The organism is Enterococcus ureasiticus (assembly GCF_001730285.1).
Classification (GTDB): domain Bacteria; phylum Bacillota; class Bacilli; order Lactobacillales; family Enterococcaceae; genus Enterococcus_L; species Enterococcus_L ureasiticus.
Genome location: NZ_MIJZ01000001.1, coordinates 744,981 through 767,788, shown reverse-complemented (window position 1 = coordinate 767,788; position 22,808 = coordinate 744,981). Strand labels below are relative to the sequence as shown.

The 22,808-nt window shown below is 36.1% G+C and carries 23 protein-coding genes and 1 tRNA gene; 22 read left to right on the top strand and 2 right to left on the bottom strand.

What is annotated here, in order from left to right:
• Positions 1 to 393: 393 nt before the first annotated feature.
• Positions 394 to 1,668 carry an NCS2 family permease gene (locus tag BCR21_RS03635; RefSeq protein WP_069645142.1) on the top strand — a complete coding sequence of 425 codons (1,275 nt, stop codon included), beginning with the start codon at positions 394 to 396 and terminating at the stop codon, positions 1,666 to 1,668.
• A 130-nt stretch (positions 1,669 to 1,798) separates the two neighbouring features.
• Here the strand turns inward: BCR21_RS03635 and BCR21_RS03630 are convergent, their stop codons facing one another.
• The gene (locus BCR21_RS03630) at positions 1,799 to 3,199 is read right to left on the bottom strand and encodes a TrkH family potassium uptake protein (protein WP_069645141.1); all 1,401 of its coding nucleotides are present in this window, start codon (positions 3,197 to 3,199) and stop codon (positions 1,799 to 1,801) included.
• 332 nt (positions 3,200 to 3,531) lie between these two features.
• On the opposite strand from BCR21_RS03630, the gene BCR21_RS03625 reads away from it, so the two are divergent.
• The 11 genes from BCR21_RS03625 (at position 3,532) to upp (ending at position 13,860) form a co-directional block, all read left to right on the top strand.
• Positions 3,532 to 5,049 carry a flavocytochrome c gene (locus BCR21_RS03625; RefSeq protein WP_069645140.1) on the top strand — a complete coding sequence of 506 codons (1,518 nt, stop codon included), beginning with the start codon at positions 3,532 to 3,534 and terminating at the stop codon, positions 5,047 to 5,049.
• A 298-nt stretch (positions 5,050 to 5,347) separates the two neighbouring features.
• On the top strand, positions 5,348 to 6,109 hold the full coding sequence (locus tag BCR21_RS03620) for a tandem-type lipoprotein (RefSeq protein ID WP_084013211.1): 762 nt from the start codon (positions 5,348 to 5,350) through the stop codon (positions 6,107 to 6,109).
• Entirely contained in the window at positions 6,102 to 7,355 is a 1,254-nt protein-coding gene (locus tag BCR21_RS03615) for an alpha/beta hydrolase family protein (RefSeq protein WP_069645138.1), read from the top strand. The genes BCR21_RS03620 and BCR21_RS03615 overlap by 8 nt, the downstream gene beginning before the upstream one ends.
• A gap of 6 nt (positions 7,356 to 7,361) precedes the next feature.
• Complete coding sequence (locus BCR21_RS03610) at positions 7,362 to 7,733, top strand: hypothetical protein (protein WP_069645137.1); 372 nt, start codon at positions 7,362 to 7,364, stop codon at positions 7,731 to 7,733.
• The gene (locus tag BCR21_RS03605) at positions 7,726 to 8,010 is read left to right on the top strand and encodes a hypothetical protein (protein ID WP_069645136.1); all 285 of its coding nucleotides are present in this window, start codon (positions 7,726 to 7,728) and stop codon (positions 8,008 to 8,010) included. Before BCR21_RS03610 ends, BCR21_RS03605 begins: the two co-directional genes overlap by 8 nt.
• A gap of 237 nt (positions 8,011 to 8,247) precedes the next feature.
• Positions 8,248 to 8,841 carry a thymidine kinase gene (locus BCR21_RS03600; RefSeq protein ID WP_069645135.1) on the top strand — a complete coding sequence of 198 codons (594 nt, stop codon included), beginning with the start codon at positions 8,248 to 8,250 and terminating at the stop codon, positions 8,839 to 8,841.
• 56 nt (positions 8,842 to 8,897) lie between these two features.
• Positions 8,898 to 9,971 carry a peptide chain release factor 1 gene (gene prfA, locus BCR21_RS03595; protein ID WP_069645134.1) on the top strand — a complete coding sequence of 358 codons (1,074 nt, stop codon included), beginning with the start codon at positions 8,898 to 8,900 and terminating at the stop codon, positions 9,969 to 9,971.
• Positions 9,964 to 10,815 (top strand): peptide chain release factor N(5)-glutamine methyltransferase, encoded by an 852-nt coding sequence (gene prmC, locus BCR21_RS03590; protein WP_069645133.1) that lies wholly within the window; start codon positions 9,964 to 9,966, stop codon positions 10,813 to 10,815. Before prfA ends, prmC begins: the two co-directional genes overlap by 8 nt.
• A gap of 4 nt (positions 10,816 to 10,819) precedes the next feature.
• On the top strand, positions 10,820 to 11,857 hold the full coding sequence (locus tag BCR21_RS03585) for an L-threonylcarbamoyladenylate synthase (RefSeq protein WP_069645132.1): 1,038 nt from the start codon (positions 10,820 to 10,822) through the stop codon (positions 11,855 to 11,857).
• Between the two features lie 55 nt (positions 11,858 to 11,912).
• Positions 11,913 to 13,151, top strand: coding sequence for a serine hydroxymethyltransferase (gene glyA, locus BCR21_RS03580; protein WP_069645131.1), 1,239 nt, complete (start codon positions 11,913 to 11,915; stop codon positions 13,149 to 13,151).
• A 79-nt stretch (positions 13,152 to 13,230) separates the two neighbouring features.
• Positions 13,231 to 13,860, top strand: coding sequence for a uracil phosphoribosyltransferase (gene upp / locus BCR21_RS03575; protein WP_069645130.1), 630 nt, complete (start codon positions 13,231 to 13,233; stop codon positions 13,858 to 13,860).
• 92 nt (positions 13,861 to 13,952) lie between these two features.
• Here the strand turns inward: upp and BCR21_RS03570 are convergent, their stop codons facing one another.
• Positions 13,953 to 14,189: a hypothetical protein gene (locus BCR21_RS03570; RefSeq protein WP_010763354.1), complete on the bottom strand. Its 237-nt coding sequence runs from the start codon at positions 14,187 to 14,189 to the stop codon at positions 13,953 to 13,955.
• Between the two features lie 135 nt (positions 14,190 to 14,324).
• Here BCR21_RS03570 and BCR21_RS03565 point away from each other — a divergent pair.
• From BCR21_RS03565 to BCR21_RS03515, 10 genes are all read left to right on the top strand, one after another.
• Positions 14,325 to 14,397, top strand: a tRNA-Thr gene (locus BCR21_RS03565).
• A 155-nt stretch (positions 14,398 to 14,552) separates the two neighbouring features.
• On the top strand, positions 14,553 to 14,738 hold the full coding sequence (locus BCR21_RS03560) for a hypothetical protein (protein WP_069645129.1): 186 nt from the start codon (positions 14,553 to 14,555) through the stop codon (positions 14,736 to 14,738).
• A 148-nt stretch (positions 14,739 to 14,886) separates the two neighbouring features.
• A complete protein-coding gene (locus tag BCR21_RS03555) occupies positions 14,887 to 15,267 on the top strand; it encodes a hypothetical protein (RefSeq protein ID WP_069645128.1) in 381 nt (126 codons plus the stop codon).
• A gap of 213 nt (positions 15,268 to 15,480) precedes the next feature.
• The gene (locus tag BCR21_RS03545) at positions 15,481 to 16,038 is read left to right on the top strand and encodes a phage major tail protein, TP901-1 family (RefSeq protein ID WP_069645126.1); all 558 of its coding nucleotides are present in this window, start codon (positions 15,481 to 15,483) and stop codon (positions 16,036 to 16,038) included.
• A gap of 91 nt (positions 16,039 to 16,129) precedes the next feature.
• Positions 16,130 to 16,537, top strand: a complete 408-nt coding sequence (locus BCR21_RS03540) for a tail assembly chaperone (protein ID WP_069645125.1) — start codon at positions 16,130 to 16,132, stop codon at positions 16,535 to 16,537.
• Between the two features lie 53 nt (positions 16,538 to 16,590).
• Complete coding sequence (locus BCR21_RS03535; RefSeq protein ID WP_069645124.1) at positions 16,591 to 16,896, top strand: hypothetical protein; 306 nt, start codon at positions 16,591 to 16,593, stop codon at positions 16,894 to 16,896.
• Complete coding sequence (locus BCR21_RS03530) at positions 16,896 to 19,919, top strand: coiled-coil domain-containing protein (protein WP_069645123.1); 3,024 nt, start codon at positions 16,896 to 16,898, stop codon at positions 19,917 to 19,919. The genes BCR21_RS03535 and BCR21_RS03530 overlap by 1 nt, the downstream gene beginning before the upstream one ends.
• Complete coding sequence (locus tag BCR21_RS03525) at positions 19,919 to 20,638, top strand: hypothetical protein (protein ID WP_069645122.1); 720 nt, start codon at positions 19,919 to 19,921, stop codon at positions 20,636 to 20,638. Before BCR21_RS03530 ends, BCR21_RS03525 begins: the two co-directional genes overlap by 1 nt.
• Positions 20,638 to 22,050 (top strand): phage tail protein, encoded by a 1,413-nt coding sequence (locus BCR21_RS03520; protein ID WP_069645121.1) that lies wholly within the window; start codon positions 20,638 to 20,640, stop codon positions 22,048 to 22,050. The genes BCR21_RS03525 and BCR21_RS03520 overlap by 1 nt, the downstream gene beginning before the upstream one ends.
• A gap of 11 nt (positions 22,051 to 22,061) precedes the next feature.
• Positions 22,062 to 22,793 (top strand): hypothetical protein, encoded by a 732-nt coding sequence (locus BCR21_RS03515; RefSeq protein WP_069645120.1) that lies wholly within the window; start codon positions 22,062 to 22,064, stop codon positions 22,791 to 22,793.
• The last annotated feature ends 15 nt before the right edge of the window (positions 22,794 to 22,808 follow it).

Here is a 22,808-nt window from a genome sequence, read left to right as displayed (position 1 = left end):
GCCCATTCCGCTTTTATCTATCTAGCTGCTTGGGCTAGCTCTTCGAGAAAAAGATAAAAATGGAATGTGACAAAAAGCGTCACAGTCAATTTTTCCTATTTTCTTGTCAGAGCTGGATGAGCCCATTCCGCTTTTATCTATCTAGCTGCTTGGGCTAGCTCTTCGAGAAAAAGATAAAAATGGAATGTGACAAAAAGCGTCACAGTCAATTTTTCCTATTTTCTTGTCAGAGCTGGATGAGCCCATTCCGCTTTTATCTATCTAGCTGCTTGGGCTAGCTCTTCGAGAAAAAGATAAAAATGGAATGTGACAAAAAGCGTCACAGTCAATTTTTCCTATTTTCTTGTCAGAGCTAAACGAGCCCATTCCGCTTTTAATATAAGGAGGATTTTGATGTTTAATTGGAAAAAGCTAAAAAAAGAGGATATAAAACGAGAAATTCTTGCAGGAACAACCTCATTTTTCGCCATTTCATATATCATTATGGTGAATACGGTGATCTTAGCTGAAGCTGGAATGCCAAAGGAATTAACGATTTTCGGTACGATCTTTATTTCGATTATTGGATCGATCTTGATCGGATTGGTTGCAGATGCGCCAATTGTTTTAACTACAGGGATGGGTGTTAATTCATTTTTTACTTATACGTTGGTTCTTTCATTAGGTTTAACTTGGCAACAGGCGTTAGCTGTTAGTTTTTGTGCAGGTGTTGTTTATTTACTAGTCGCTTTTACGAAGCTAAGTAAATTGTTTGCTGAGGTTGTCCCGGAAACCTTGAAAACAGGGATTACTGTAGGAATTGGATTTTTTCTTGTGTTGATTGGCTTAGAAAAGGGGCACTTGATTTTACGGGGAGAGCATACTTTTTTGCAGTTGGCATCTTTAGATAATAGCCTGACTTTGTTAACGTTATTTTCATTGATTTTGACTGTGATTCTATTTGTAAAAGGAGTTCAAGGGAGCTTCTTTATTGGTATCGTTGTTGTGACGCTTATTGCTAATATTTTTGGTATGGTGACACCAACTGAACATTTTTCTTTGAGTGGGTTAGGGAACTATTCTCAAATCTTTTTACAATTAGATTTTAGTACATTTTTTTCTAAAAGCTTTTTATTGGGTGTTTTTGCATTATCGATGATTTTGATATTTGAGTCGATGGGCTTACTTAAAGGGTTGATGCCAGAAGCTGATGAAAAAAAATATTTGCGAGCGTATCGTGTAACTGGTTTTATTACATTATTATCCAGTATTTTTGGAACAAGCCCAACTGTAGCAGCTGCTGAAAGTGCAACAGGGATTGAAGAGGGTGGAAAAACTGGGATAACATCGATTACTAGCGGTATTTGTTTCTTTTTAGCGTTATTAGCTTTACCGTTACTTTCTTATATTCCTGATTCGGCATTAGCACCAGCGATCATCATAACGGGTTTTTTAATGATCCAACAGATCAAGACTCTGCATTTTGATGATTTTAGTGACTATTTTCCTGCTATGTTAATGATCGTTTTAATTCCTTTTACGATGAATATCTCTGATGGGATGGCATTTGGGTTTGTCGCGTATCCATTGACGAAATGGGTTGCTGGGAAAAAATCAGAGCTCTCACTGCCGATGTGGTTGATTTCAGGCTTGTTTTTGATCTATTTGATCGTTAATGTCCTGATTTAATATAAAAGTGATTTTAATAAACAGTGTGAAAAGTCATATTCTTTGGAAATTTCCCAAAAACCGCACGATGCGTTTTAAGCATCGTGCGGTTTTTTACTCAAGTCTAAATGACCTCTCTCCTAACCTCTTATTAGCCAATAATAATTTTTTCAGAAGGATATTCATAACCAATATCCCGTGTTTCCTTTGGCACGAACAACATTAATGTATACAGCATACCGATACGTCCAATAAACATCAAAAGTGCGATCATCAACTTACCAACTGTAGTTAGATCAGAAGTAATCCCTAAAGACAACCCTGTTGTACCAAAAGCTGAAGCTACTTCAACAATAATTGCGATCAGCGGATGTTCCTCTGTTGCAGTTAAAAATAAGACGGCAAAGAAGCACATGATCAATGAGAGCATAAAGACGACAATCGATTTTTTTACATCATCGTCATCAATTCGACGTCCAAACACATTGATCTTATCTTCACTTTTCAAAAAGGCGTACAAATACAATCCAATGATTGCAACGGTTGTGGTCCTGATACCACCGCCAACAGAGCTGGGACTACAACCGATAAACATCAATAAAGAAAAAACAATCAGCGTCGTAACCTGAAAATCACCTAAATCGTTGATCTGCAAACCCGCATTCCGCGTTGTCATAGAGTAGAACATTGAGGTAATCCAACGCTGAATCTCCCCCATTCCTACAAACAAATGATCTTTTTCCAATAAATAAATCAAAATCGTTCCACCAACAAACAAAATCACAAAGGCCAATACTGCAATTTTGCTAAATAATGAAAAGCGGAAAGGCAAGCCACGTTTTTTCTTTTTAAAGAACAACCACTCACGAACTTCCATCAATACTGGAAAACCAATCCCACCGACAAAAATCAAGAACATGATTGCGATCAAAAAAATATAATCGTTAGCAAATGGCATGATGGAATCACCAGTTACATCAAAGCCAGAGTTGGTCACAGCTGAAATCGATTGGTAAAAACCAAAGAAAATTGCTTTTGGCCAGGTTTTATAATAGCCAGAAAAATAAAAATAAATGGAGAAAAATGTACCAAAAATCACTTGGAACCATAAAATAATCGTAAATGTAATCCGAATCAAACGAACAATACCACTCAATTTTGGTTGATTCATATCGGTCATGATCAATTGCCGTTGCTTTAAAGAAATTCTACGTTTGGATAGAATAATAAAGGCAGTGGAAATCATCATGATTCCTAAACCACCAACTTGAAAGAGCACTTCCAGCAAAATCACGCCACGATCATTAAAGACAGAATTAATATCGAATGTAGACAACCCTGTAACACTTACCGTACTAATCGCCATAAAGAGCATATCGATGAAGCTAACATGAGTGCCTGCCTCCCTAAAAAATGGCAAACAAAATAACAAGTAAGAAACAACGGTCATAATAATATAATAGGAAACAATTATTTGAATAGATGAAAAATGATTAGAAATAAAACGCCTTCCTTTGCGTTGAGCCAGCCATAAAAGCCGAAATCGATTCATAATGGACCTCCTGAATGTCGTTAAAATAAGTATAGCAGAAAATAAATGATGGGCAAACAAAGAATAAATCAGTTAGCGGAAATTAGAAATTGATTAAAAAAAGAGAGAATATAGCACAAATCAAACAGAACATGCTATTTTATTGTGAGAGGAGTAACATTCTTTTATTTATTTCTTTTAAGGATAAACATAAATGCACGAATGAATATCTTAAAAAGGAAAACTTATTGTTATTTTTAATGTGATTATATTCACATTGAGCAAGAAATTAGACAGAATTGCGTTAAGTAATCAGGAGTTGTATGGTTAAAAATTACTGAGGTGGGGAAAAAATGAAAAAAGTTATCATGAGTTTACTATCATTGAGTCTATTTGCAGGAATTGCTGTAGGTTGTACTAGTGATCAAGACAAAACAAGCAAGAAAAGTAAGGAATCTAAAGAAAGCACAGAAGTTACTTCTGGTGCATCAGCCAATGGCTATACAGATTTAAGTGAATTAGAAGATCAATATGATATCGTAATCATCGGTGCAGGGGGCGCTGGGATGACCGCAGCCTTACAAGCTAAAGAAGCCGGAATGAATCCAGCTATTTTAGAAAAAATGCCTGTTGCCGGTGGAAATACGATCAAATCGTCATCAGGTATGAATGCATCTGAAACCAAATATCAAAAAGCCGAAGGGATCACGGATAGCAACGATAAATTCTTTGAAGAAACGCTAAAAGGCGGCAAAGGTACGAATGACAAAGAACTGTTACGCTTTTTCGTAGATCATTCAGCTGATGCAATTGACTGGTTAGATACAAAAGGAATCGAGCTTAGTAACTTAACAATCACTGGCGGAATGAGTGAAAAGCGCACACACCGTCCAGCAGATGGTTCCGCAATCGGCGGCTACCTAGTAGATGGACTTGTCCGTAATGTTAAAGAAGAAAAAATCCCGCTATTTGTCAATGCAAATGTGACTGAAATCACTGAAAAAGACGGTCAAGTGAATGGCGTCAAAGTCAAATTAAATGACAAAGAAACTAAAGAAATCAAATCAAATGCTGTAATCGTTACAACAGGTGGTTTCGGTGCGAATAAAGAAATGTTAGAGAAATACGATCCAAAATTAAAAGACTACGTCACAACAAACCAAGAAGGAACTACAGGTGACGGTATCAAGATGATCGAAAAACTTGGCGGTGCTACAGTGGATATGAAAGAAATCCAAATCCATCCAACCGTTCAACAAGATAAATCATTCTTGATCGGTGAAGTCGTTCGTGGTGAAGGGGGAATTTTAGCATCACAAGAAGGTACACGTTTTGTTAATGAAATGGATACTCGTGATAAAGTTTCTGCTGCTATTACTGCATTACCAGAAAAATCGGCTTACTTAGTCTTTGATCAAGGCGTTCGTGATCGTGCCAAAGCCATTGATTTTTACGATGAACAAGGCTTTGTTGTAGAAGGGGCAACGATTGAAGAACTTGCTAAAAAAATCGATATGCCAGAAGCCGCATTAAAAGAAACAGTAGAGCAATGGAATAAAGAGGTTCAAGCTAAATCAGATACACAATTTAATCGGGCAACAGGTATGGACCATGACTTATCAGTGGGTCCTTACTACGCAATCAAAATCGCACCAGGAATCCATCATACAATGGGCGGTGTGAAAATCAATACGAAAACAGAAGTGTTGAAAGAAGATGGTGCACCAATCAAAGGATTGTATGCAGCTGGTGAAGTAACGGGCGGATTACATGGTGCAAACCGTATCGGCGGAAATGCTGTAGCGGATATCATCATCTTTGGTCGTCAATCAGGAACCGAAGCAGCAAATTTTGCTTCAGCACAAAAATAAGTAAGTTTAAGAAAACCAATAGATTGAACGTCCGCGTTTGTCTATTGGTTTCTTTTTGTAGTCTAAATGAACCTATGATCAAAAACTAAGAAAGCAATTTTTCAAAAATACTGCTTTTAGTCGAAAATATAGTAAGTTAAAAAATAGACTATCTCTTTTTTATCATAAATCAGTAGCATTATTTTAAATTAAATAACGGAAATGTAATATATAACTATCTAATACAGTCGACTTTTGGTAAAATAAATATTGATTAAGGTGTAAATAAATTTCATCCTGTTTAGGAGGAGAAAATATTTTGAAAAAATTATATTTATTTATAGGAGGGCTAATTCTAATGAGTGGACTAACTGGATGTGAAACAAAAAATAAAGCAGAAATTGAACAAAGTTTTGATAAAGTATTAGCTTTGTATCCAACGCCAAATCTGGAGAGTTTCTACGATATGGAAGGCTATAAAGATGATGAATTTGATAAAGATGATAAAGGGGTTTGGGTGTTAAATTCTGATTTTTCAATGAGTAAAACTGAAGAAGGAGATTTATTTACAGAAGGTATGTTACTAAGAATCAATAGAAATACAAGAAAAGCAAAAGGATTTTATTATATTAGAAAAACTTCTAATGATTTAAGTAAGCCTATTGAGAAAGAAAAGTACCCAGTTATATATAATGAGAATGGTTTTCATTTATTAGGAGATGTACAAAGGGAAGAAATTAAAAAGAAGGTTGAAAAATTCAAGTTCTTTGTTCAGTATGGAAACTTTGATAAATTAGATAAATATAAAAATACAAAAAAAATGTATAATCCAGAAGTTCCAATGTATGAATTAGAATATCAATTAACAAATGAAAATTTCAATGTTCAAGAATTGAGAAGCAAGTATGATATTGTTACAGATAGATCACCTACTTTATTGCTGAAAGGGACAGGGGACTTAAAAGGTAACTCGATAGGTTATAAACAGTTAGAATTTAGATTTGATAAAAAATTAAGCATATTTTTCACAGATTCTATTGATTTTCAACCTCTTTCTGAGGAGGATTTAGTAAGTGAGTAAATATGAAGTTAAAGATAAAGGTATAAAAAAAGATAGTGAAGTAACCAGTGCGGTATCAACAATTTCTTACGAAGTAGAAAATGCATTAGTCAATAATGTACCTTTAAAAGAGGTTCAAGGGCAAATTGATACACTACAAGAGAAGGGGAAATTCCCTTCTAACCTTCAATTAGTTGATGCATTCTACGACCCTAAAACAAGTTCAAGCGGTGTAGCATTTTTGGATAACAACACAGGAAAAGTTGTAGTTGGCTTCACTGGTACTAACCTTGACAATGGTATATTAGAAAGCGCAAAAGACATAGGCCAATGGGGCAATATAGCCTTTAAAGGGGATGGTCCTTCCTCGGCATATTTTGATGCTAGTAACAAGTTTATGAACGATTTAAAAGCAAATGGCTATGACATTGATACAGTTACGGGGCACTCTTTAGGTGGAAGAAATGGAACTATTATGGGCATGGTACACAATATCCCCAATATTATACTTTATAATTCAGCTCCACTAATGAATTTATTAGGAAATCTAAAGAAATCGAATCAACAAGAATTATCTGATTTATTTGGACGATATAGCGGAAATATCATTTATTTTGTATCTGAAAATGACCCGTTAAATAAAGCTGCGGGTGGAGTTCCTGGAAGTATCTATCCAGGGAAAATTATTATCATAAAAAATGGCAAAGAGCATGATATTACTGGGTTTTTAACAAAGGAAGAACAGGATTTTATTCGTCAATATACTCCAGATTTAAATAAAATTTATGTGGCTCAACAAAAAGTTCAAACAAATACTCGGAGTAAATTAAAAGCATTAGATGTGTTGCGAGCAAAGCTTTTAAAAAGCGGAGGAGGATTATCTGCTTCAGAAGAAATTTATTTAGATGCGTCTGAAGCCTTGATTTTAACACAAGGAATGAGTAAAACTCTTCAAATAGAAATAGATGATATTAAAAAAATGTATCGTGAAGCAAAGAAAGATTCCGATAAGTTATGGACAAACACAGTAAAAACGGCTGATTCCATAGGCTCTACATTACATCAAGGAGAAGTAGTGGATTCTTTAAATGCTGGTGGAGCAACAGAGCCAATTGTTCGAATAGAACCAAAAGAAGAATATGAACAAAAAATATCAGAATTATCTTCGATACAACAAGAATATCATGAATTAATTGAGCAAATCCAATCGTCAATAAACAAACAAGTAGAAACAGACCAAGAGTTATCTAGACAAATAGGGGGATAAACTCTCATGGAGAGAACATATTTAAATAAATTAGCAGATTTAGAATCCAACTATGAAAAGAACCAAAGAAAGATTGAAGAAGAGTTAGAAGAAGCATTCTATGAAAAACAAAAATTTGCTCGTGAGTTAGAAAATCTTTCAGAAAATTATCGATATCATTATCAGCAAGCCGAATATAGTGAACCAATAAATATGAGCAGAGTCTATCATTTATTAGAACAATGTAAAGATGATGGGGATAGGGTTGTTAATCAAACAATGAAAGAATTAGAAAATAAACAAGAAGAAAATACGATTCATTATAAGAAACAAACCCGTTTAATGGAAGATGAACTTACTCTTTTAAAAGAGAAGGAGAGAAAAAAAGAAAATGAGTAGTGAAAAAATGAAACTGGAGTTAAAGAGATTGAGAAAAGAGCTGGAAAAAGCTCTGATACGTGGAATGGTTGCTCCACCTTGCGTTCAAACGGCAGAAACGAAAAAGCAACTAGTTAAAATCATGGGACAAGCTCGAGTAGAACGATTAAAAAGTAGCAGTGCAAACTATATTTCAAACTTTCAATCCTCTGCAAAAGGGGCATGGGTAACAAAAGCTAAAACAACGTTTGAGAATACGTCAAAAAAACTAACAACTATTACAGAAGATGGAAAATGATGAACGTCTATAGGTTCATCATTTTTTTGTAACTTCTAAATTGATGGTATTAAAGACCTGAATTGGCTACTACAAAACTTCTATCCTTATTCAGAAAAAAGCAAGTATGACTGTAGGTATGGACATTTTACTGTAAGAAAGAATCCTGAATACATAAGCATTAAATTTACCACTGTAAAAAACTTCTGTTTTATAGTAAAATACGAGAGGAACTAAACGAGAGGTGACGACGGACGAATGGCACAATTATTTTTTAAATATGGCGCAATGAACAGTGGTAAAACAATTGAAATATTAAAAGTAGCGCACAATTATGAAGAACAAGACAAACCTGTTGTTATTATGACAAGCGGACTTGATACTAGAGATGGTGTTGGTGTCGTTTCAAGCCGTATCGGCCTTAGAAGAGAAGCGATCCCAATTTTTAAGGAAACCAATGTCTATGATTTGATCCAAAAGCTTGATTATAAGCCTTATTGTATCTTGGTAGACGAATCCCAATTTTTAGGAAAACAACACGTAATCGAATTTGCCCGTGTCGTAGATGAATTAAATATTCCAGTTATGGCATTCGGTTTGAAGAACGATTTCCGCAATGAACTATTTGAAGGATCAAAATACTTGATGCTATATGCAGATAAACTAGAAGAACTTAAAACGATCTGCTGGTTCTGTCACAAAAAAGCGACGATGAACCTCCATTATATCGATGGTCAGCCAGTGTATGAAGGAACACAAGTTCAAATTGGCGGTAATGAAGCCTATTATCCTGTATGCCGTAATCACTATTTCCATCCACCAATCGATGGTGAACAGGTGAAAAATAATTAGCTCAGTAAAAAGTGAAAATAAACGATACTATTAAATAAAAAGAGGAGCAACTAACTATGTACGATCAGTTACAATCAATCGAAGATCGCTATGAAGAGTTGGGAGAATTATTAAGTGACCCAGCTGTCATCAGTGATACGAAACGCTTTATGCAATTATCTAAAGAAGAAGCGAACACGCGTGAAACAGTAGACGTTTATCGTCGCTATAAACAAGTAGTCGAAGGGATCAGTGATACCGAAGAACTACTAGGCGAAAAATTAGATGCCGAAATGGCTGAAATGGCTAAAGAAGAACTTTCAGAATTAAAAAAAGAAAAAGAAGTACTTGAAGAACGAATCAAAATTTTACTATTACCGACAGATCCAAATGACGATAAGAATATCATTATGGAAATCCGCGGTGCAGCAGGTGGAGATGAAGCAGCTTTATTTGCAGGTGATCTATTCGGCATGTATCAAAAATATGCGGAATCTCAAGGCTGGAAAACAGAGGTGATGGAAGCAAGCATTACTGGGATCGGTGGCTACAAAGAAGTAATCATGATGATTTCAGGGGATAATGTCTTCTCTAAACTAAAATATGAGAGCGGTGCGCACCGTGTTCAACGCGTTCCTTCAACCGAATCTCAAGGACGGATCCATACATCAACAGCAACTGTTGTGGTTTTACCAGAAGCAGAAGAAGTAGAATTAGACCTTGCAGATAAAGATATTCGTACAGATATTTACCATGCTAGTGGCGCTGGTGGGCAGCACGTCAATAAAACGGCTTCAGCTGTTCGTTTGACGCATATTCCAACTGGGATTGCGGTTGCCATGCAAGATGAACGTTCGCAAATCAAAAACCGTGAAAAAGCGATGAAGATTTTACGGGCAAGAGTCTATGATCAAATGCAGCAAGAAGCGCAAAGTGAATATGATGCAACCCGTAAATCAGCTGTTGGGACAGGGGATCGTTCTGAACGAATCCGTACTTATAACTTCCCACAAAATCGTGTGACCGATCACCGTATTGGTTTAACCATTCAAAAGCTAGATCAAATTTTAGCTGGAAAATTAGATGAAATCGTCGATGCATTAGTCTTGTACGATCAAACATCAAAATTAGAAGAGATGCAAAATGGGTAACCGTTATTTTGAAGTCCTTGAACGGGCTTCTTCTTTTTTAGAAAAACAAGGAAAAGAAGGGCATAGTATTCTCTTTGTTTTCCTAGAAAGAAAAGGCTGGAGCAAAACGGATTGGCTGCTTCATCTGAAAGAAGAAATAACATCAGAAGATGAGCAACAGATCAATGAAGATTTAGAAAAACTTATTCAAAATTATCCACCTCAGTATTTATTAGGAAATAGCGATTTTTATGGTCATCGTTTTATGGTCAATGAACACACATTGATTCCTAGACCTGAGACTGAAGAACTCGTAGACCGCTGCTTAAAAGAAAATCCAAATAAGCAGATGACAGTTGTTGATGTAGGGACTGGAACAGGTGCAATTGCGATTAGTCTAAAATTAGATCGACCAAACTGGCAAGTAACAGCAATCGATATTTCTGAAGAAGCATTACAAGTTGCTAAGAAAAATGCAGAACAATTAAAGGCAGAGGTTTGCTTTAGCCATGGCGATGCTCTTAAGCCAATGAAAGAGCAGAAAATCGATATCTTGATTTCCAATCCTCCTTATATCAGTAATAAAGAATGGGACTTGATGGATGAAAGTGTGCGAACCTTTGAGCCAAAAACGGCATTATTTGCAGAAAATGATGGCTTAGCGATTTATCAACGATTGGCTGAAGAAGCAAAAAAATTGCTGAATCCAGATGGGAAAATTTATTTAGAAATCGGTTTTCAGCAAGGTGAAACGGTCAAACAACTTTTCCAGCAAACATTTCCGCAAAAACAAGTAAAAGTTGCCCAAGACTTATCGGGAAATGATCGAATGGTGATTATTTCTTCTAAAATAGAGGAGGGATAAAAAATTGGAGACAAAACAATTTACGACGGATGAAATCGACCAAGCGGCTGAGCTGATCCGAAAGGGAGAACTGATTGCTTTTCCAACTGAAACAGTTTACGGTCTTGGCGCAAATGCATTGGATGCGCGTGCGGTAAAGCAAGTTTATGCAGTTAAAGGACGTCCTAGCGATAATCCGTTGATCGTTCACGTAAGTGATTTTGAGATGGTCAAAAACTATGTGACTGACATTCCTGAACAGACTAAAAAGTTAGTAGATGCCTTTTGGCCTGGTCCTTTAACGTTGATTTTTAATGTAAGAGCAGATGCCTTTTCTACCACTGTGACTGGCGGTTTGAAAACTGTCGCTTTCCGGATGCCTAAGAATGAAAAAACGCTAGAGTTGATCAAAACAGCTAAACTGCCTTTAGTAGGTCCTAGCGCCAATACTTCTGGAAAACCTAGTCCAACGACAGCAAAACATGTATACCATGATCTTCATGGGAAAATCGCTGGTATTTTAGATGATGGTCCAACTCAAATCGGTGTAGAATCTACGGTCTTAGATTTAACCGCGGCAAATGGAATCCCGGTTATTTTAAGACCAGGTGCTGTTACACAAGAACGTTTGGAACAAGTTGTCGGCAAGGTACAAGTTGATCAGCATTTAATCAGCGAATCAGAAGCTCCTAAAGCTCCTGGAATGAAGTATAAGCATTATTCTCCAGATGTCCCTGTTTGGATCATAGAGGGGGATCAGCAGGTATTTAGAAAAGCGATTGAATGGGCTAAAAATAAAAATCAACGGATCGGTTTGTTTGCGGACAATCAAGTTACCAAAATATTTTCTAATGAAGTAGAGGCAGTTTTTTCGTTTGGTGAACGTTCAGTTGAACAAGGAACGAAGTTGTTATTTGCAGGCCTTAGAAATTTAGATGAACAAAATATTGACGTGATTTTTGCGCAAGCTTTCCCAGAATCTGATTTAGGTATCGCTTACATGAATCGGTTGAAAAAAGCAGCGAATCAAAAAATTTTGAAAATTGATTCGATTTTTGAGTAGAGAGCATTTAAGTATGATACAATCGGTACAAACAAATGAAATGGAGGCTTGTTTAATGGATTATAAAACATTTGATCCTGATTTATGGGATGCAATTGCAAAAGAGAATGACCGTCAAGAAAATAACTTGGAGTTGATTGCATCAGAGAACGTTGTTTCTAAAGGTGTGATGGCTGCACAAGGAAGTATTCTTACAAATAAGTATGCAGAAGGATATCCTGGTAAACGCTATTACGGCGGTTGCGAGTTTATCGATATTGTTGAGGATTTAGCAATTGATCGTGCCAAAGAATTATTTGGAGCAAAATTTGCGAATGTTCAGCCACATTCAGGCTCACAAGCAAATACAGCAGCTTACCTTTCATTGATTGAACCAGGAGACACTGTTTTAGGGATGGATTTGTCTGCGGGAGGACATTTAACTCATGGATCACCAGTGAATTTTAGTGGTAAAACCTATAATTTTGTAAGTTACGGTGTTGATCCAACAACAGAAGTAATCGACTATAATGTTGTGCGTATTTTAGCACGCGAACATCAACCAAAATTGATCGTAGCAGGTGCCAGTGCGTATTCTCGTACAATCGATTTTGAAAAATTCCGTGAAATCGCAGATGAAGTCGGCGCGAAATTAATGGTAGATATGGCGCACATTGCTGGTCTCGTAGCAGCTGGTTTACATCCCAATCCAGTACCATATGCGGATATTACAACGTCAACAACACACAAGACATTACGTGGTCCACGCGGCGGACTTATTTTAACCAATGATGAAGACTTAGCAAAAAAAATCAATAGCAATATTTTCCCTGGTATTCAGGGCGGACCATTAGAACATGTGATTGCGGGTAAAGCAGTTGCCTTTAAAGAAGCATTAGACATTAGCTTTAAAGAATATAGCGAACAAGTTATCGAAAATGCTAAAGCGATGACGAAAGTGTTTAATCAAACACCAGAAGCTCGTTTAGTCAGTGGATCGACAGATAATCATTTGTTGTTGATCGATGTTAGTGGCTTTGGGTTAAACGGAAAAGAAGCAGAAGCAATCTTAGATAACGTGAATATCACGGCTAACAAGAATTCAATTCCGTTTGAACAGCTTAGTCCATTTAAAACAAGTGGTATTCGCATTGGTACACCTGCAATCACCACTAGAGGATTTTTAGAAGATGATTGTGTAGAAGTAGCAAAATTAATCGTCAAAGTCTTAAAAGACCACGAAAATGAAGCGACTCTTTCCGAGGTTCGTGCTTCTGTTAGTGAACTTACAAAAAAATATCCACTTTATAAGTAAAAGTTTCGAGTGATTGACTAGTCAATCGCTCGATTTTGTTTTACAATAGGAAGGAATAAATTATTGAAGGAGAATGAGCATGGGAAAATTCCAAGTTATTGATCATCCACTGATCCAACACAAATTAACAATCATTAGAGATAAGGATTGTGGAACAAAGGTTTTTCGTGAAGTCGTGAATGAGATTGCAATGCTTATGGCATATGAAGTTTCAAGAGATATGCCTTTAGAAGACGTTGTTATCGAGACGCCGATCTGTGAAACAACACAAAAAACATTATCTGGTAAAAAGGTGGCAATCGTTCCTATTTTACGTGCAGGTATTGGAATGGTAGATGGTATTTTGGAATTGATTCCAGCAGCTAAAGTTGGACATATCGGTTTATACCGTGATCATGATACATTAGAACCAGTTGAATATTTTGTTAAAATGCCTGAAGATATCGATGCACGTCAATTATTCGTAGTTGACCCAATGCTTGCTACCGGTGGATCAGCTATTATGGCAATCGATGCATTGAAAGCTCGCGGCGGCAGCAATATTAAATTTGTTTGTTTAGTTGCAGCGCCAGAAGGTGTGAAGGCGTTACAAGAAGCACATCCAGATATCGATATTTATACTGCAGCGTTAGATGAATATTTAGATAAAGATGGCTACATCGTTCCAGGTCTTGGCGATGCTGGTGACCGTTTATTCGGAACTAAGTAATAGTTAAATAGTTGATAAAAACATGAAGCTGTTTTTATCAACTATTTTTTATGAAATAAAAAAATCCATCCAATAATAATGGATGGAAGAATCTATACTTTTTTAAGTTTTTTGTAATTGATGACGATTACGCCGTTACTTTTAACCATTAAATCAGTGTTATCAGAGTTTTCATCAATTTCTACAACAGCAGAATTATTTAATTGTTTCGTGATAATTCCAGTTTGTGGTTGACCATGCATCAAGAAAGTGACCTGAGTATCAACAGTGAATAAATCTCCTTCAGCAGAAGGCTCAACAGGACGATTAAAGTTACCAAAATTAGACATTAAAAAACTTCCTTTCTTAACTTCTTCTATTATACCATATATGAAGGAAAATTTCAGAAAACTAATTTTATTTAAAAAAAACCAGTATTTTTGGCTTTACAAAGGATTCGTTTAGTTCTATAATTTGCATGTATTGCCAGCTTAGCTCAGTCGGTAGAGCAACGCACTCGTAACGCGTAGGTCGTAGGTTCGATTCCTACAGCTGGCATAAAATAAAAGCTTAAAACCTTTTTAAATAGAGGTTTTAAGCTTTTTTGTAAACAAATTTGTTCTTCCTAAAGAAAATCCATACATATTCTTTGTATATTTGTAAAAAAGAGCCTACACTATAATTAAACTTAAGTATAATAGGAGGAATGCATCATGTCAGAGAAAGTTGATAAAATCAATAAATTAGCGAATGAAGCAAAAAAAGAAGTCGAACGCTTAGAAGACAAACGTCAAGATAGTCTTGGAAACTCTATCAATTATATTGAAAATGAATTGCAGATCCAACGGTTATATGCGAAAATCGAAGCTTATGAAAAGGTTTTGGATATTGTAAAATAACCGTATACTTTTAATGACGTAGTTAAAAAAACAAATTTATTAGTAAAAGGCCAGACAAAACGATTTTAGTTTTGTCTGGCCTTTTTCTGTTAACGACATCTTATAAAAATTTCACTCGACAGAATTATGAAAGAAAATTGGGAGGATTTTGAGCGGTGAACCTTCACAAAATAATTTATTATTAAAACATAGCAAAGGTAAAGATAAGTTTATAACAAAGGAGAGAATTAAAATCGAAAAAAATCAAGAGTATAAATACACAGATGCTGATGTAGATAGAATCATTAAACAAAAGCATAATCGCTGGCAGCAAAAAAGAAAAGCAGAAATTGCTTGTTTTGAGCAGCAAAAAAACACTCTTTCTTCTTATAGAGAAGTGATAACTATTTTCTTAAATAATGATCTATCCTTTGATATAGACATTATTGATTGCGTTGTTGATGAAAGCATAGAAATGACTAAAAAAAACGCGCAAGCAATCGTAGCTTTTGTTTCTTCTATTAAAAAAGGAAACAAAGAAATACAATAGTCGGAATTGGATAAACTATTTTTCAGTACAGGAAAAATAAAAGCATCTTCAAAGAACAGGGACATAAAAATCAATTATTATGTAACGAAAAAAAGTCCAAGCATTGAAGACATAAAAAGCAATGGAAACGTGCAAGCATTTATCACGAAAAAAGGTCTGGAAAAGGCAATTATGATACACCAAAAATAGTTAATCAAGAGGAGAGAATCAATTATGGAAAAAGCAATTCATGGTAAAAATGTCAAATTAATGTTTCGTTTATTAAAGGAACGTGCACACAAAAAAGCTGGGTTACTAGCTTTAGAAATGAGTCATACGTATAATCGCGAAACAAACGTAGAAACACAAGCGACTAAAGATGGAAGTGTAGCTACTGGCGGCAGTATCGAATCAAATATCGAAATGGAATTTCTAAAAACAAACACAGATGTTTTCAGCATGTTGGAATATGCTTATGAAAACGGTGAAGAGATCGAAGTGTGGCGAATCTTTTTTGATAATCCAGTAGAAGGTGAAATGCGTAAGTATAAAGCACAATATGGTACCGGTATTTTAGGGAACTTTCCTGATGCTGCGGAAGCAGAAAGCAATGCATCTGTTTCAACTATGTTAAATCTAAACGGTTTATTAGTAAACGGTGAAGCAACTGTAGACGCTGAAAATGATGAATTGGCTAAAGCATTCTTCTATGACACAGTGGTAGATGCCAAACCAGAAGAACCCAAAGCTATTTACGAACCACAAACAACACCATCAGCACCAGCTGAATAATACAGTTACCTAATCAAAAATATCAATGTAGAGGCGAGACGTGTTCAGTTTTGTCTCTCATTGTTTAAAAAATTTATTGGAGGAATACTACATGGCAAAAAAAGCAATTAAAGCAGTAATAACAATCGCAGACAAAAAATATCCTTTGATTTTTGGATTCAAGTTCTTAAATGAAATTAATGCCTTACCAAAAGATTCAGAGCAAGTAGACAATTTAACTCTATTGATCGGTGGACTGATCGACGGTGATCCTAACGCGCTAAAGGAAGTTTTGATTGCAAGTTTAAGCACCTATGATGAGCTAGAAGAGCGTGACATCATTCATTACTTAGAAACGTCAGATGAGGTTGAATCATTATTTGAAAATTTTATCGAGTTCTTAACGTCAGCACCATTATTGAAAAAACGGACACTGAAGATCAAAGCCACGATCGAGCAAATGATGAAAACAGTCGAAGCACAAGCAAAAGCCGGTTTGGAGCAAGCTATGACGAAATAGTTCTTAGCTGTTTTCGGTATTTTTCAGGGATCACATTAAAAGAAATCGAGCAAATGACTCCTTGGGAATACTCACTCAGAACAAAAGCTTATTTGTTGAACGAAAACGAAAATGAACGAAGAGTATATGCGGCAGCTTTTGCGAATCGCTTATTTAAAGCGGAAAAGAAAGGCCGTTTCACGATAAAAGATGTAAAAAGTATTTATGACTACGAAAAAAATGAACAAAGGATTTTAGCGGATTTCAAACAAACAAGTATTCAAAAACAGGAGGATACGGAGGATTTGTATGAAATGCGCAAACGTCTTTTACGAGCAAAAGAAATCGTGGCTAAAAAGAACCAGAGAGGAGGTAAATAATGGGAAAAAAAAATGAAACGAAGAGCTCAATTCAACAGACATCTGATTTTTTAAAAGAATTTTCAAAAATAGCCCAGTCAGCTAGTCAAGTGAGCATTCAGTTAGGAAATGACCTAGGAACTGTCGCAGGTTCTATGGATCTACTGAGTGTTTCAAGTGGTTTAGTATCGAGTATTTTAGCTGAATATGAAAAATATGGTCAAACTTTTGTTAAGGTGAAGAACGATTTAGTAAAACTGAACAATACTCTTGGTGGAGAATTTATAAATAATATTACGAGTACGGGGAATATGGTATCAGAATTCTTCTCAACTATCGATTCAAATGTCACAACTGCAATGTCTAACTTTCAGTCGGCTGTCGAAGAATCTGGAGGTGTCGTTCCACTTTTTCAAGGCAAAATCAGTGGAATGGTTACAAGTACGACTGAATTACTTGGGAGTATGAGTTCCTTTGTATCATCTTCAATGAGTACTCTAGGAGCATCTATTACAGAAGCAGGCGGAGTCGTTCCCTTTTTCCAAAGTACATTGGGAAACATGGCAACAAATGTAATAGGTTCTATGAAAAATTTAGGTCAGTCTGCTTCAATTGGAATGAACGGGTTCAAACTGTCGATTGCAAACGCAGGCGGAATTGTTCCTTTTTTTCAAACTCAAATTGCTAGTATGGCATCAGGAGCAATAGGATCAATTCAAACTATCGGAGCGTTTTTACTAGCAAATCCTATTGGAATTGGTCTTGCGTTGATTATCGCGGCAGTTGTAGCAATGTCTGTTGCCTGGAAATCAAATTTTAATAACATCCAAGGGTTTGTGTCTTCTGCATTTGGCGTTATTAAGGGATCAATCACAAGTTTAGCACCAGTTTTTAATCAGCTGATGTCAGTTTTAAAACCAGTTGGAGCCTTTTTAATTGAAACTTTAGTAGTTGCTGCAGCAGCGGTAGTCGATGCTTTCAGATTTTTAGTAGTATCAGTTATGTCGGTTGTGAATGGATTTATGACGCTATTAACGCTAGGAAAAAGCGTTTGGAAACTTTTAACTGGGGATTTCAAAGGTGCTGATGAGGAATTTAGTAAAGTCAAAGACAGTATCAGTGGAATCGTAGATGATTTTAAAAATTTAGGAGAGAATTCAGCTGTTAAAGGGGTATTGACAGAATCAACGAAAGAACTTGGAAAAGAGGCTGCAATCACAGGTGAGCAGGTCAAAGAAATGGGCGAATCTTACAAGACTAGCTTAGATGAAGCTGGAAACAGGATCGACAGTCTAAAATCCAAATATTCCGAAGTTGGACAAGCAGCAATTACTGCATTTTCTGGTGAAGGAATGGAACAATCAACAGCTCGTTTTGAAGCTGCAGAGCAAATCATGGGCAGACATGCGGAGAGCATGAAATCAATGAAGGAAAAAGTTGGCGAAGAACTTGCCAAAGCGGATGAATTAACAGGCGAAAAACAAATTGCCGCACAAAGTAACGCATATTCAATGATGATCACTCAAGCTAGTGTTGGCTCTAGTGAAATGTTGACTATTGCAAACGCGAATAAAGAGATGTTACTTAACAATAAAACCTTAGAAGGACAAGAATTAACTGAAGAGCAACGAAAAACACTACAAGAGCAAAACGATGCTGTTCGTGAAGGTTTAATGGAGCAACAACAATTACTTATAGAAGCCAGTCAAAAGAAATTAGAATTAGGGCAACAATTAAGTGAAACGGAATTGCAAGCAACAGTAAGTGCGACACAAGCTCTTTATCAAAATAGAAAAGAGCAGATGGTCACAAATGAAGAAGAAATGGCATCACTGAAACAACAAATCAACGAAACTTCTGATGAAGTACAAAAAGCTAATTTAAATCAGCAGCTCACTGCATTATCTTTACACAATGAACAAGCCAAAGAACAACAAACTCAGGCCGGTACTGATATGTTAACGATGTTACAGAAAAATGAACTATTAAAAGCTGAAACGGTGTCCAATGGTTTAAAAGGTATGGGCGAAATGACGGGTCAAGAGTTAGCAAATATTGTAAGTAAATATGGTGAATCAAACAATAGTGTCAATGATCAAATGACTGTTCTTGCTGGAATTTTACAAAGTCGTGGTCTTGAAGCTACTGACAGTCTTTTAACGGCATTACAAAGTGGTGATTTAACACAAGTTGGAATGCAATTAAGTCAAAATGCAATTGCTGGAATCAGCGGTTTGCCAGATGAATTATTCTCACAGGGGGATATTGGGAAGAACAAGTTGATTGAAGGGTTAAAAGCCGGAGAGCTTGATGCTAACGATGTTGGTGCCTTATTAATTAGTTCAATGAATAAAGGTTCAGCTTCTAAAATTGGAGATGTTCAAGCTGGGAGTAAACAAATTTCATCAGCGGCAACTGATACTTTGAAACAAAAAGATGCTCAATTTAACGCAGTAGGTGGAGGGAATACAGGTGCCTATGCAGTTGGGGTTGTACAACAGGTAGGTCAGGCTGAAAATGCTGGTCGTACACTTGGAAATGCCGCTAGTAACGCTGCTGGATCAGTGGATTTCAATTCCGTAGGTTCGAACATGGCAGCCGGTGTTGCTACAGGAATAAATAACGGAAGAGAATCAGCTGTAGAGGCTATGCGGCAACTTGTGAGTGCAGTAAATGAGGAAGCCAAGAAAAAAGCAGAAATTAAGTCACCTTCAAGGCTTTTTAGAGATACTGTTGGTAAATTTATCGCACAAGGTGTGGCTGTGGGAATCGAAGAAGATACAGAAGTTGCAGTAGCAAGTGCCAGAAATATGGTCAATGAGATCCAAAATGCAGTATCAGATAAAAATGCCAATGCGCCTACAGCAACTTTAAAAGTAGAACATGACGTCCAAAACAGCATGGTAAATCAAATGCATGAAATGATCGAAACAATCAAAAATATGAAAGTGGTTCTGGAAAGCGGTGCTTTGGTTGGCGGAATTGGCAATCAAATGGATGGTTTTTTAGGAAATCAAGCAGGATTTGCAGGGAGGTATCGCTAATGGGGATTGAAATAAATGAATATATCGAAATGGGACGTTTCAACAGTAAAGAAGCTGGCTATTATGTTTTAGAACACGATGCGCCCAGTCCAGATGAACAAGAAATTATTGAAAGTATTCCCTTCATGCAAGGTGTCTATGATTTTTCAATGTTGTTAGGAGAAAAAGTTTTTGATAATCGAAAACTCACTGTGAAATTATATCGACCACTAACTAGCTATGAAGAACGTAAACGCTTAGAACAAGAAGCGAAGGAACAATTGATATTAAATGAAGTCTCAGCGATTACGGATTCATGGTTAGATGGTTGTCACTGGTTAGGAAAATGTACAAGTGTGATTGCAGAGGATGACCAAAGTCGAAATGTACTGATTCTAACGATAACGTTTGATTGCTACCCATTTGCCTTAAAAGATGCAGCGGGCTATACTGACGAATTTGATGTAGATTATTTTGTTGATGGTGTGGATCAATGGACAGGATTCTTTGTGAAAGGGCAAAGAAACATTTTATTGATCAATGAAGGCGTAAATGCAACGAGTCCAATCATTACTGCTACAGGAAAAATGCAATTGATCACGGATGACGGTGAATCTTTGGATATCCAAAAAGGACAAAATCAAGATTTATTCTTCAAATTAAAAAGAGGGGAAAATCACCTCACTATTATCGGAAGTGGTCACATTCGTTTTATCACTGAAACTGAGGTGATGGTGTAATGTACCGCGTAACACTCTTTAAAGATGCTCATGATAAAAAGGGAACTGTGATACATGAGCCAGCTAATTACGGAAACAAAGTAAACTCTGGAAACCTTGAATTATCCTTAGAAGGTTTAGGTATTAGTACATTTGAATTTTCGATAAATGTCAATAACCCCATATATAGAAAAACCGAACCAATCATTAATTTACTGACTATCTCTGATCGTAATGGACAACTATTCAAAGGCAGAGTTGCGAGTATTTCCAATACAATGAATGGCGAAGGGCATTTTATCGAAAAAATACTATGTGAAGATCAAAAAGCGTTTCTATATGATAGTACGCAAAAATATATGAAAAGTACGATAATGACGGTTAGCCAATTTTTAGGAAAATTATTGAATGAGCATAATAATCAAGTGGAGAATTACAAAAAAATCTATTTAGGGACAGTCACAGTGACAGAGTCTGAAAAAGTTTATCGAGGTTCAGATTATGGAAAAACTGCTGATATTATCAAAAATCAATTACTGGATCGTTTAGGAGGCTATTTAGTTCTTAGAGAAAAAAATGGCCAGCTGTATTTAGATTATTTGGCAGAGTATGGGGCAACTTCTAACACTCCTTTACAAATCGCTCGTAATTTAAAAAGTGCTAGCCGCGAAATCGATATTTCTGAATTAGCTACGAGAATCGTACTTACAGGGAAAGATTTAGAAATGGACGATACAACAGATGCACAAACGAATCAATTTCGCCCTAAAACTACGATTGAGAGCGTCAATGATGGCAAAAACTTTTTAGAAGATGCATCACTTGTTAAAAAATTTGGTGTGATTCAATCAATCGTCGATTTTCCTAATATAACCGATAAAAATACTTTAAAACGCAGAGGACAGGAGTATCTCAATAATCAACGTTTGATGCTTGTTACTTGGAGTGCAGAAGTAATTGAACTAGGTTTACTGGACAATCGCTACGAAATCATTAAGTTGGGGAATTCATATCCAGTCTCCAATCCCTATTTGTACGAAAAAGAAACATTGCAAGTTATCGAGAAAAAAATCGATATTTTGAATCCGCAAAAAATCAGATTAACGATTGGTAGTGGAAAAAAGACGTTTTCACAATATCAACTAGAGTATAAAGGTATGCAGCAAACATTAGAAACGGTTAAAACGAATGTTGGAGCCAGTAGTCGAACAATCGACGGATTGAAAGCACAAGCGCAACAGTTAGAGGAACAAACAGCTGTAATACCACAATTCGAACAATCACTTAACGAACAAAAACAAGGATTAGAAGAACAAAACAATATACTTGTCGAACAAAAAGAACTGATTCAAACGCAAGAAATAAAATTAACAGAGCAACAAACTAAAATAGAAGAACTTTTTACACTAATCAAAGAATTACAGAAAAAGTAGGTGAATAAAAAATGCCAGAACAAAAATTTTATGATACACAACCCACAGGTGAAAATCACGAGGTAGATTACAAAGATCCTACAGATGTTGAAGAGATCGAAGAGGCAATCAAATTTGGTGTGATCGATCCATTAACTCAAAAATATGCTTTGTGGGTCAGAACAAAAATGTGGCGTCGTCATGTAAGAGAAGCAATTGCTAGAATGTCAGAATATTCGAGTGTTTTATTCAATAAAATCAAAGAAATTGCCGATAAAACAGAAAAAAGACAAACACAAGTCGAACAGCGACAAACAAAAATAGAAGATCAATTTAGGGATGTTCAGCAAAATGCAACAGTTGACAGTGAATTGATTAATGCAAGAAATAGCGAGTTGTACGGTAAATTTCCAGTGTTAGATGACCGATTGGAGAATATTGAACAATTACTTGTTAAATTTTTACCGATTGGTTTTGATGTGACGATTGATCATACTTTGGGCGTACAGCCTGAAATAAACGTTCGAACATGGACACATGCGATTGGTGTCATGAACTTAGGGACTGAGCCAATAGGATTATTTGGCGGTTCAGCAAGTCAATCAATTCCTAGTCAAGTAACGCATATTGGTGCTAATGAGAGTGTTGTTTCATTACCAGTTGAGTATAAAAATGAAGCCGAACTAGTGATGCTGGATGAGTTGCATTATATGATGATAGATGAAGAAAATGTACGTTCAATTATTTTTGAATTACGTAAATAAGAAGGAGGAAAAATG

Coding starts and splice junctions, on each gene's coding strand:
- BCR21_RS03635 (WP_069645142.1), top strand. CDS start 394: ATGTTTAATTGGAAAAAGCTAAAAAAAGAGGATATAAAACGAGAAATT.
- BCR21_RS03630 (WP_069645141.1), bottom strand. CDS start 3,199: ATGAATCGATTTCGGCTTTTATGGCTGGCTCAACGCAAAGGAAGGCGT.
- BCR21_RS03625 (WP_069645140.1), top strand. CDS start 3,532: ATGAAAAAAGTTATCATGAGTTTACTATCATTGAGTCTATTTGCAGGA.
- BCR21_RS03610 (WP_069645137.1), top strand. CDS start 7,362: ATGGAGAGAACATATTTAAATAAATTAGCAGATTTAGAATCCAACTAT.
- BCR21_RS03605 (WP_069645136.1), top strand. CDS start 7,726: ATGAGTAGTGAAAAAATGAAACTGGAGTTAAAGAGATTGAGAAAAGAG.
- BCR21_RS03600 (WP_069645135.1), top strand. CDS start 8,248: ATGGCACAATTATTTTTTAAATATGGCGCAATGAACAGTGGTAAAACA.
- prfA (WP_069645134.1), top strand. CDS start 8,898: ATGTACGATCAGTTACAATCAATCGAAGATCGCTATGAAGAGTTGGGA.
- prmC (WP_069645133.1), top strand. CDS start 9,964: ATGGGTAACCGTTATTTTGAAGTCCTTGAACGGGCTTCTTCTTTTTTA.
- glyA (WP_069645131.1), top strand. CDS start 11,913: ATGGATTATAAAACATTTGATCCTGATTTATGGGATGCAATTGCAAAA.
- upp (WP_069645130.1), top strand. CDS start 13,231: ATGGGAAAATTCCAAGTTATTGATCATCCACTGATCCAACACAAATTA.
- BCR21_RS03570 (WP_010763354.1), bottom strand. CDS start 14,189: ATGTCTAATTTTGGTAACTTTAATCGTCCTGTTGAGCCTTCTGCTGAA.
- BCR21_RS03560 (WP_069645129.1), top strand. CDS start 14,553: ATGTCAGAGAAAGTTGATAAAATCAATAAATTAGCGAATGAAGCAAAA.
- BCR21_RS03545 (WP_069645126.1), top strand. CDS start 15,481: ATGGAAAAAGCAATTCATGGTAAAAATGTCAAATTAATGTTTCGTTTA.
- BCR21_RS03540 (WP_069645125.1), top strand. CDS start 16,130: ATGGCAAAAAAAGCAATTAAAGCAGTAATAACAATCGCAGACAAAAAA.
- BCR21_RS03535 (WP_069645124.1), top strand. CDS start 16,591: ATGACTCCTTGGGAATACTCACTCAGAACAAAAGCTTATTTGTTGAAC.
- BCR21_RS03530 (WP_069645123.1), top strand. CDS start 16,896: ATGGGAAAAAAAAATGAAACGAAGAGCTCAATTCAACAGACATCTGAT.
- BCR21_RS03525 (WP_069645122.1), top strand. CDS start 19,919: ATGGGGATTGAAATAAATGAATATATCGAAATGGGACGTTTCAACAGT.
- BCR21_RS03520 (WP_069645121.1), top strand. CDS start 20,638: ATGTACCGCGTAACACTCTTTAAAGATGCTCATGATAAAAAGGGAACT.
- BCR21_RS03515 (WP_069645120.1), top strand. CDS start 22,062: ATGCCAGAACAAAAATTTTATGATACACAACCCACAGGTGAAAATCAC.